General features: G+C 60.5%; 5 protein-coding genes. 2 read left to right on the top strand and 3 right to left on the bottom strand.

Features of this window, described 5'->3' with window-relative positions; genetic code table 11:
• Positions 1–160: 160 nt before the first annotated feature.
• On the bottom strand, positions 161–505 hold the full coding sequence (locus tag AC0L25_RS31795; protein WP_473599085.1) for a VOC family protein: 345 nt from the start codon (positions 503–505) through the stop codon (positions 161–163).
• 209 nt (positions 506–714) lie between these two features.
• On the opposite strand from AC0L25_RS31795, the gene ppdK reads away from it, so the two are divergent.
• Complete coding sequence (ppdK, locus tag AC0L25_RS31800; RefSeq protein ID WP_473599086.1) at positions 715–3,402, top strand: pyruvate, phosphate dikinase; 2,688 nt, start codon at positions 715–717, stop codon at positions 3,400–3,402.
• A gap of 263 nt (positions 3,403–3,665) precedes the next feature.
• Here ppdK and AC0L25_RS31805 read toward each other — a convergent pair whose 3' ends face one another.
• Positions 3,666–5,324, bottom strand: coding sequence for a calcium-binding protein (locus AC0L25_RS31805; RefSeq protein WP_473599087.1), 1,659 nt, complete (start codon positions 5,322–5,324; stop codon positions 3,666–3,668).
• Positions 5,325–5,907: 583 nt separating this feature from the next.
• On the opposite strand from AC0L25_RS31805, the gene AC0L25_RS31810 reads away from it, so the two are divergent.
• Positions 5,908–8,148 carry an AGE family epimerase/isomerase gene (locus AC0L25_RS31810; protein WP_473599088.1) on the top strand — a complete coding sequence of 747 codons (2,241 nt, stop codon included), beginning with the start codon at positions 5,908–5,910 and terminating at the stop codon, positions 8,146–8,148.
• 231 nt (positions 8,149–8,379) lie between these two features.
• Here the strand turns inward: AC0L25_RS31810 and AC0L25_RS31815 are convergent, their stop codons facing one another.
• The gene (locus tag AC0L25_RS31815; RefSeq protein ID WP_473599089.1) at positions 8,380–8,523 is read right to left on the bottom strand and encodes a hypothetical protein; all 144 of its coding nucleotides are present in this window, start codon (positions 8,521–8,523) and stop codon (positions 8,380–8,382) included.
• Positions 8,524–8,768 lie beyond the last annotated feature (245 nt).

Raw genomic sequence — 8,768 nt, forward strand, 5'->3', positions numbered from 1 at the left:
CAGCGGCCCACCGGACAGAAACAGAAGCGGACATGTGACGTGCTACCAAAACCGGACAACTTGAAAAGCTACCGACATGCCGAGAATAGCGGCTATGCGAAACTGGACCGTAGCCAGAGTTTCGGTCCGCAATCATCGTCCTGGATGGGGGGCTCAGTCGCTATTCACCCCAGACGGCCATTTCATTACCGGCCGGATCAACGAAATGGAACCGCCTGCCACCGGGGAATGAGAAGATCGGCTTGACGATCGTGCCGCCGGCATTTTCGACTGCACCCAGGGTTTGTTCCAGGTGCTCGGAATAAAGCACGGGAAGCGGTTTGGCGGGCGCTTCGCCGGCATCAGCCTGGAAGCCTCCATCAAGACCTTCCGAAAAGGCCGAATAGGTCGGCCCGTAGTCGGTGAACGACCAGGAAAAGGCGGCGCTGTAGAAAGCCTTGAGCCTATCCAGCGTTCCACCAGTTGCCGGCATTTCCAGATAATCGAGTTTTCCGGTCAGTTTCATGGTGTTACCCTAGTTCCTGTTATGTTCTAGTCGAACGGCCGCCGAGCCGCAAGTCTTTTCGCCATCGCTTTTTCTTAATCGATTGTAGAAGCCGGCTGGCTTTGCCGACGCCTTGCCTTTCGCACTGCAGCATCATATCGCTCGGATAGGGACACGGCGAAACTTCGGCTTCGTCAATCTTTTCAATCTCCTGCAACCGGAGAGCAAGCATGACCAAATGGGTCTACACCTTTGGCGACGGCGCAGCAGAAGGCCGTGCCGGCGACAGGAACCTCCTGGGCGGCAAGGGCGCCAATCTGGCCGAAATGTGCAGCCTAGGCCTGCCCGTGCCTCCGGGGTTCACCATCACCACCGAGGTCTGCAACGCCTACTACGCCAACGGCCGCACCTATCCGGCCTCGCTGGAGGCGGACGTCGCGGTTGCGCTTGACCACATCGGCCGGCTGACCGGGCGCCGTTTCGGCGATCCCTCGAAACTGCTTTTGGTTTCGGTGCGTTCCGGTGCCCGTGCCTCGATGCCCGGCATGATGGACACCGTGCTCAATCTCGGTCTGAACGACGAGACGGTCGAGGCGCTAGCCGCCGATTCAGGCGATGCGCGCTTTGCCTATGACAGCTACCGGCGTTTCATCCAGATGTATTCCGATGTCGTCATGGGCCTCGACCATGAGGTATTCGAGGAAATCCTCGAAGACCAGAAGGGCGGGCTCGGCCATGAACTCGATACCGAACTGACGGCCATCGAATGGCAGGGCGTGATCGCACTCTACAAGGCCAAGGTCGAGGAGGAACTCGGCAAGCCGTTTCCGCAGGATCCGAACGAGCAGCTCTGGGGCGCGATCGGCGCCGTGTTTTCGAGCTGGATGAACAACCGCGCCATCACCTATCGGCGCCTGCACGACATTCCCGAAAGCTGGGGCACGGCGGTCAACGTTCAGGCCATGGTCTTCGGCAATATGGGTGAGACTTCGGCCACCGGTGTCGCTTTCACCCGCAATCCGTCGACCGGCGAAAAGATGCTCTATGGCGAGTTCCTGGTGAATGCGCAGGGCGAGGATGTCGTCGCCGGCATCCGCACGCCACAAAACATCACGGAAGCGGCGCGCATTGCCGCCGGCTCCGACAAGCCGTCATTGCAGAAGCTGATGCCGGAAGCCTTCCAGTCTTTCGTCACCATCTCCGACCGCCTGGAAAAGCACTACCGCGATATGCAGGACCTCGAATTCACCATCGAGCGCGGCAAATTGTGGATGCTGCAGACGAGGTCCGGCAAGCGTACCGCCAAGGCGGCGCTCAAAATCGCCGTCGACATGGCGCGGGACGGGCTCATCTCCAAGGAGGAGGCCGTCGCGCGCATCGATCCGGCCTCACTTGACCAGTTGCTGCATCCGACCATCGATCCGAAGGCGGCGCGCGATGTGATAGGCGTCGGCCTGCCTGCATCTCCAGGTGCTGCCACCGGTGAGATCGTCTTTTCTTCCAACGACGCCGAGGAGCTCAAGGCGCAAGGCCGCAAGGCGATCCTCGTGCGCATCGAGACCAGTCCCGAAGACATCCACGGCATGCACGCGGCGGAAGGCATCCTGACCACGCGTGGCGGCATGACCAGCCACGCCGCGGTGGTGGCGCGCGGCATGGGCAAGCCTTGTGTGTCGGGGGCGGGCTCGCTGCGCGTCGACTACAGAGCCGGCACGCTGATGGCGATGGGGGCGACGTTCCGCAAGGGCGACATCATCACCATCGACGGCGGCAACGGCCAGGTGCTGAAAGGTGCGGTACCAATGCTGCAGCCGGAGCTCTCGGGCGATTTCGCCGCCATCATGGAATGGGCCGATAGCGTGCGCCGCATGAAGGTGCGCACCAATGCCGAAACGCCGCTCGACGCCCGCATGGCGCGTTCCTTCGGCGCCGAAGGCATCGGGCTTTGCCGCACCGAGCACATGTTCTTCGAGGGCGACCGTATCGTTGCCATGCGCGAGATGATCCTGGCCGACACGGAAAAGGGCAGACGAACGGCGCTCGCAAAACTCTTGCCCATGCAGCGCTCGGATTTCCTCGAATTGTTCGAGATCATGGCCGGCCTGCCGGTGACGATCCGCTTGCTCGATCCGCCATTGCACGAATTCCTGCCCAAGACCGAGGAAGAGGTGGCCGAAGTCGCCGCCGCCATGAACGTGTCGCCCGACAAGCTCAGGCAGCGCACCGAGGCCCTGCACGAGTTCAACCCGATGCTTGGCCATCGCGGCTGCCGGCTTGCGGTTTCCTATCCCGAAATCGCCGAGATGCAGGCGCGCGCCATTTTCGAGGCCGCCGTCGAGGCCGGCAGGGAGGCCGGCGCGCTGGTGGTTCCAGAAATCATGGTGCCGCTAGTCGGTCTGGTGAAGGAGCTCGACTACGTCAAGGCGCGGATCGATGCCGTCGCCAAGAGCGTGATGGAGGAAACCGGCGTCAAGATCACCTATCTTACCGGCACCATGATCGAACTGCCTCGCGCCGCGATCCGCGCTCATGTCATTGCCGAGGCGGCCGAATTCTTCTCTTTCGGCACCAACGATCTGACCCAGACCACCTTCGGCATCTCACGCGACGATGCGGCTTCGTTCCTGGAGACCTATCGCCAGAAGGGCATTATCGAGCAGGATCCTTTCGTGTCGCTCGACATCGAGGGCGTTGGCGAACTGGTGCGGATGGCCGCCGAAAAGGGCAGGGCAACCCGGCCGGAGATCAAGCTCGGCATCTGCGGCGAACATGGCGGCGATCCGGCATCAATCCATTTCTGCGAAGAGGTCGGCCTCGACTACGTGTCATGCTCCCCCTACCGCGTGCCGATCGCCAGGCTTGCTGCAGCGCAGGCGGCGGTGCAGGTTGCAAAGACTGCAGTGCCGCCCGTCGTTTAGGACGCGCAAACCCATGCTGTGCCACTTGATTTGCGCAATTCTTTGAACCGAACGCCAGCGTAGCAAAAAAACCGATGCGGATTTCGCTACGCGCACGTTCTCGGGCATGGTCCCGGCGCATTTCCCGTCTCTGCACTCGCCGGTGCCGCAAGTCCACGCGAGAACATCCACGCCGCCAGTGAGACAGGCTTCAGGTACAGTTTGTGCACCTGTCTCTGGTGGCGACCGCCGGCCTCGCGCGATCTCGTTTCCCGCTAACGCCTTCAGGTCACAAAGAATGCAGCTGCCGTAAGCGACAGACCTGGAGAGAGAGTGGCGAACTGTGTTTGAACCGCACCGCCGATACCGTCGCTGTCGAAAGAGAGCGCTCCGGTTGAATTGTTGTAGAGGATGCGGTCGGAACTGTCGTGGGCGGCGGCACCAGCAAAGAAAGCACCGGATGTGAGTGCGCCCGAGCTCAGCCCGGCAAAAATCGCGTTGTCGATGTGGATCTTGTCCTGGAGCTTGTTGAAGTCAGTAACCCTGTCGATATTGCCGGCTCCCAGAGCGGTATTGAAAACGAAGGCATCATTGCCACCATTGCCGGTCAGGATGTCGGCGCCTCGTCCGCCATTGATGACATTGGCGCCGGCGTTGCCCTGGATGGTCTGGCCAATCTCGTTGCCGGTGAGGTTGATCGCTCCCGTGCCGGCGGAGTTCGTGGTGGCGAGGAGCCCGATCGACGAGCCGGCCGAAAGCGCATAGCTTACTGAAGTGAACACCTTGTCTGTGCCGCCCCCCGCCGCCTCGACCACCCTATCGGCGGCATTGTCGACATAATAGGTGTCGTTGCCGCCATAGCCAGTCATCGTGTCGGCGCTACCACGGCCGTTGATGACGTTGGCGCCGGCATTGCCTTGGATGGTCTGGGCAAACTCGTTGCCAGTGAGGTTGATTGCCGTGGTGCCGGCGTACTTCGTGGTGCCAAGGACCTCAACCGACGAGCCGGCCGAGAGCGCATAGCTCACTGAGGTCCACACTCTGTCTTGACCTTGGCCAGAGGACTCGACCACTCTGTCGCCGGCATTGTCGACACGGTAATCGTCGTTGCCGCCGTAGCCGATCATCGTATGGGCACCGGCTCGTTGAAGTACATCGGCTCCGCTGGTGCCGTAGAGCGTATCGTCGGTTGGAGGCGGGGTCGTGGTGCTGGTGTTGTGTCGCAGGAAAAAGTCTTGCATCGCCGGAGTGTTGCCAAGCGAGGTTTCGCCGTTCTGCGAGGACCATTTATAAGCCATGTCAAAGGCAGCATTGGGTACCAGTCTTTCCCAGTGGTCCATCATTGTCTGCATCTGGGCCGTCGTGGGCATGACATATGACCCGCCCGTATTGGTCGCCCAGCCGCCGCCGCCAAACGTCTGATAAACCGGAACGATCGCGCTCTGGGGGATGCCTGCTTCCAACGCCGCAGCCACGGCTCTATCGATGTAGTTGAAGTCCACCGCAGTCGTGCGCACCGGATAAGGGTTTATTCCGTAATAATCGATGCCAGTGTTGGCAGGATTGTAGGTATTGGAATAATTCGAATCTGTGTACGACCCCATGTCCATCAGGGTGATGAAAGTCTTGGCGCCCGGAAAATGGGAATGGATCCAGTCGGATTCCGCCTTCAGGTTGGCAGCGCTCACCTGGGTATGGTACTTGCCGGTGGGATCCGGCTCGTCAGTCAGAAAAAATCCAAAAACCTTCGGATTGTTGAGGAGAGGCGTTACCTTGTCGATAAAGGACTGGGTTACGCCATTGCTCTCGCCGAGCCAGATCAGAGCCTTCGAGCCCTCCGGCAACGCGTTGACCGATGACGCGTATTGAAGATCAACCAGGTTGAAGCCATAGGCCTTGGCCTGGGCAGCGGAGGCGCCCCAGGTGTAGTGCATCGTGGCCATGCGAATATCCCTCGTGTGATTCTGTAGCGCCCCGATGCCTGCCTACGCGACGGTCTATATTAGCGCCAAATCAATTAGCGACACGCTGTTGATAGAATCATTGATCTTGGATGGATCACCAATTTTCATGCGATTTGACTGCAGGGACTTGCGCGAAACTTGATGACGGCAATGTTGGATAAATAGCCAGTCGGTTGGGGTTTTTCCCGAACGCTTCTACAGCCGCTCTCTCGTGTGACGATTGGCGTCGGCGCGATACTTTTCTTGAAATCGGTTGGTGCCCACGTTTTTCTGCAAGCCGAGAATGTCGCCTACCTACAAGGTCGGTAACTAGATGTCCGCCGGGGCTCACGTCAGCGCTCCTTGCATTGTTTGAAATTAAAAGTATGAAAAGCGCGGCCCGTTGATCGCGGTCAACAGGGTCAGATTCGTCGTGGGGAATGGTGCCTTAGGTATTTTGCTGGCGCATTGGACAAACAGGAGCTTGCATTGGGGGATAGCACTGACAGACGTTTGAAAGCGTCGAAATGGTGCTGCTTAGCACTGACGTCGGCATTCCAGACCTATTGAGTGTGAGACGCCCATGACCGAGCGGATCGTCAGTTTTGTCATGAGCGGCGGCGTTGGCTCACGGCTGTGGCCTCTCTCGCGCGAGGACAATCCCAAGCAGTTCCATGATTTTTCGGGCGATGGCTCGATGCTGGTCAAAACGCTGCATCGGCTGACGGCTCGGACAGATGGCGAAACGCCGATCTTCCTGATCGCCTCGGAGCGGCACGCCGACCGCGTCCACGCCGATCTCGCCGGACTCGACCTTTCCGGCGGTGGCCCCTTGTTCGAGCCGACCGGACGCAACACCGCCGCCGCCGTGGCCTTGGCGACACTGCGCACCTTGTCCGAATATGGCGACAGCCTGGTGCTGGTGGTGCCGTCCGATCATGAGATCGCGACAGCGCAGCAATTCTGGCAGAGTGTGGAAAACGGCGCCGGGGCAGCGCGCGCGGGCCGGCTGGTGGTATTCGGCATCAGGCCCAGTCAGCCGGAGATAGGTTACGGCTATATCGAGGTCGCCGGCGAGAGGGATGGCATATGCGATGTCTCGCGTTTTGTCGAGAAACCGGACCTCGCGACCGCGCAGAATTACCTGGCTGCAGGTAATTTCTACTGGAACACCGGCATCTTCCTGTTTCGCGCCAGCGCCATGCGCGACGCCTTCACGGCTTTCGAGCCCAAGGTATGGCAGGCCACGGAAATTGCCTACCAGGCCGCGACATCAGATCTTTCCGGTCTATATATGCCCCTGGAGCTCTACGCCGCCATTCCCTCGACGTCGATCGACTATGCGATCATGGAGCGCGCCAGCCACATCGCCATGGTGCCGGCCGGCTTCCGCTGGAACGATCTCGGTTCCTGGCAGTCGTTGCTCGATGTCGGTCCGTCCGACAATGACGGCAACGTCATCGTCGGCGATGTCGTCGCCATCGACTGCGAGAACTCCTACATCCGCAGCGACAGTCGCTTGCTCTCGGCCATCGGCCTGAAGGACGTTGCCGTCGTCTCGACCGCCGATGCCACCTTCGTCGCTCCGGTCAGCCGCAGCCAAAACGTCAAGAAGATCGTCGAGCAGCTTGAAAAAAGTGGCCGGCTGGAAACCAGGTTCACGCCCGCCGCCGATCGCGTGATCGAAAGCGGCGCCTGGCGGCGACGTGTGCATCACTGGCTGTTTGAAGAGACTGTGCCGCTGTGGTCCACGGTCGGGGTGGATGAGCGCCATGGCGGTTTCCACGAGGCGCTCGGCTTTGACGCCACACCGCTGATGAAGCCCAAGCGCATGCGCACCATGGCCAGGCAAGTCTACGCCTTTGCTGTCGCCAAGGCGCGAGGCTGGGACGGGCCTGCCGACCGGTTGATCAGCCACGGCCTCGAATTCATGACCAGGAACGGCCGCACCGACAATGGCGGCTGGGTGCGCACGCTCAATGTCAACGGCACGGTCGCCGACGCCGCCGAGGATGCCTATGATCATTCCTGCGTGCTCCTGGCGCTGGCGCATGCCCATATGGTCGGCAATCCTGATGCATTGCGGCTTGCCGAAGAAACGTTTTTGTTTCTCGACGCGCATCTCGAGGATCACCGCATGACGGGCTTTCTCGAAACGTCGAGCGGCGAGGGCGAACGTCGCTCCAACCCACACATGCATCTGCTCGAGGCTTTCTTGGCCTGGCACCAAGCAACCGGGGAACTGGCCCATCTACGCCGCGCCGCGCGCATCGTCGATCTGTTTCGCAGCCATTTCTTTGATTCGGAAAGCTGGACGCTCGGCGAATATTTCGACGACGAGTGGAGGCCGGCGGAGGACGAGAAAGGCACGTGGACGGAACCGGGCCACCATTTCGAATGGGCCTCGCTGCTGGTCGACTTCGCAGGGCGCACCGGCCAGAGCGAACTAACCAGCTTTGCCAGAAAACTCTACGCTTCGGCCATCGCCAACGGCCTCAATCGCGCCACCGGCCTCGCTTATGGCGCGGTCTCGCGGCAAGGCCTTCCACTCGATCTTGTCTCGCGCAGTTGGCCCCAGGCCGAAGCAATCAAGGCGGCAATTGCACTGGACGGTTCAGGCGGACCCGACCTCAAGCCCGAGATCGAAGCGCGTGTCGGGCGCCTGTTCCGTTGGCACATCGACCCAGCACCGCTTGGCCTGTGGATAGACCGGATCGACGAGCGTGGCCGCTCGCTGGCGACCGACGTGCCGGCAAGCATCTTCTATCATCTGGTCTGTGCGCTGACGCAATATCTGGACAGTACCGTACGCGAGCCTCGGTAAGGGCTCGCCACGCGCAGTCTCGATATAGTCCCCAAAAAAACAATGCAGGCGGCGAGCGGTTTCACCCGAAAACCAGCCGCAGATTTCGAGGGCGACGTACGGCTTTCTGGTGTTCTAGGAAAGCCTTTCATCTTGTGACGGAACATAGCCGACGTTAGGAAATTGGCGCATTCTGCCGGGGTGATTGTCTGGATGAGTTGGCTTGATGGTGCGCCCAAGTCATCTTCGATGCTATGGGTCGCATCCAATGTTCCATTCTGGCAAGGCCTGGTCGATTAGATTGAGATTGTTCGAGACCTTGGTGTAGCGGATGATGCTGATATCGGTGCCGTTCTCGAGCAGATGCCAGGCGAAGCTGCGCCAGATGCTCGACACGGATGACTTCACGACCGCTGTCGACGTCGCCGACCTTCAGCCCGACAGTCTCCGAGGCCTGAAGACCTGCTGCGTAGGTCGTCGTCAGGGCCATACCGGTGTTCAGGCTCGGCACGCACCCAGGAAGGCGGCGCCCTCGTCGGTGCTCAACACCACTGGCGGCGTGCATGTACGCCTCCGGCGAAGGCCGCCTTGCGCGAGCGTGGCAGGGTAGCGAGGCTGCGCTCTTAAGGTCGTCCTTACGA

This window comes from Mesorhizobium sp. WSM4813 (genome assembly GCF_055811555.1).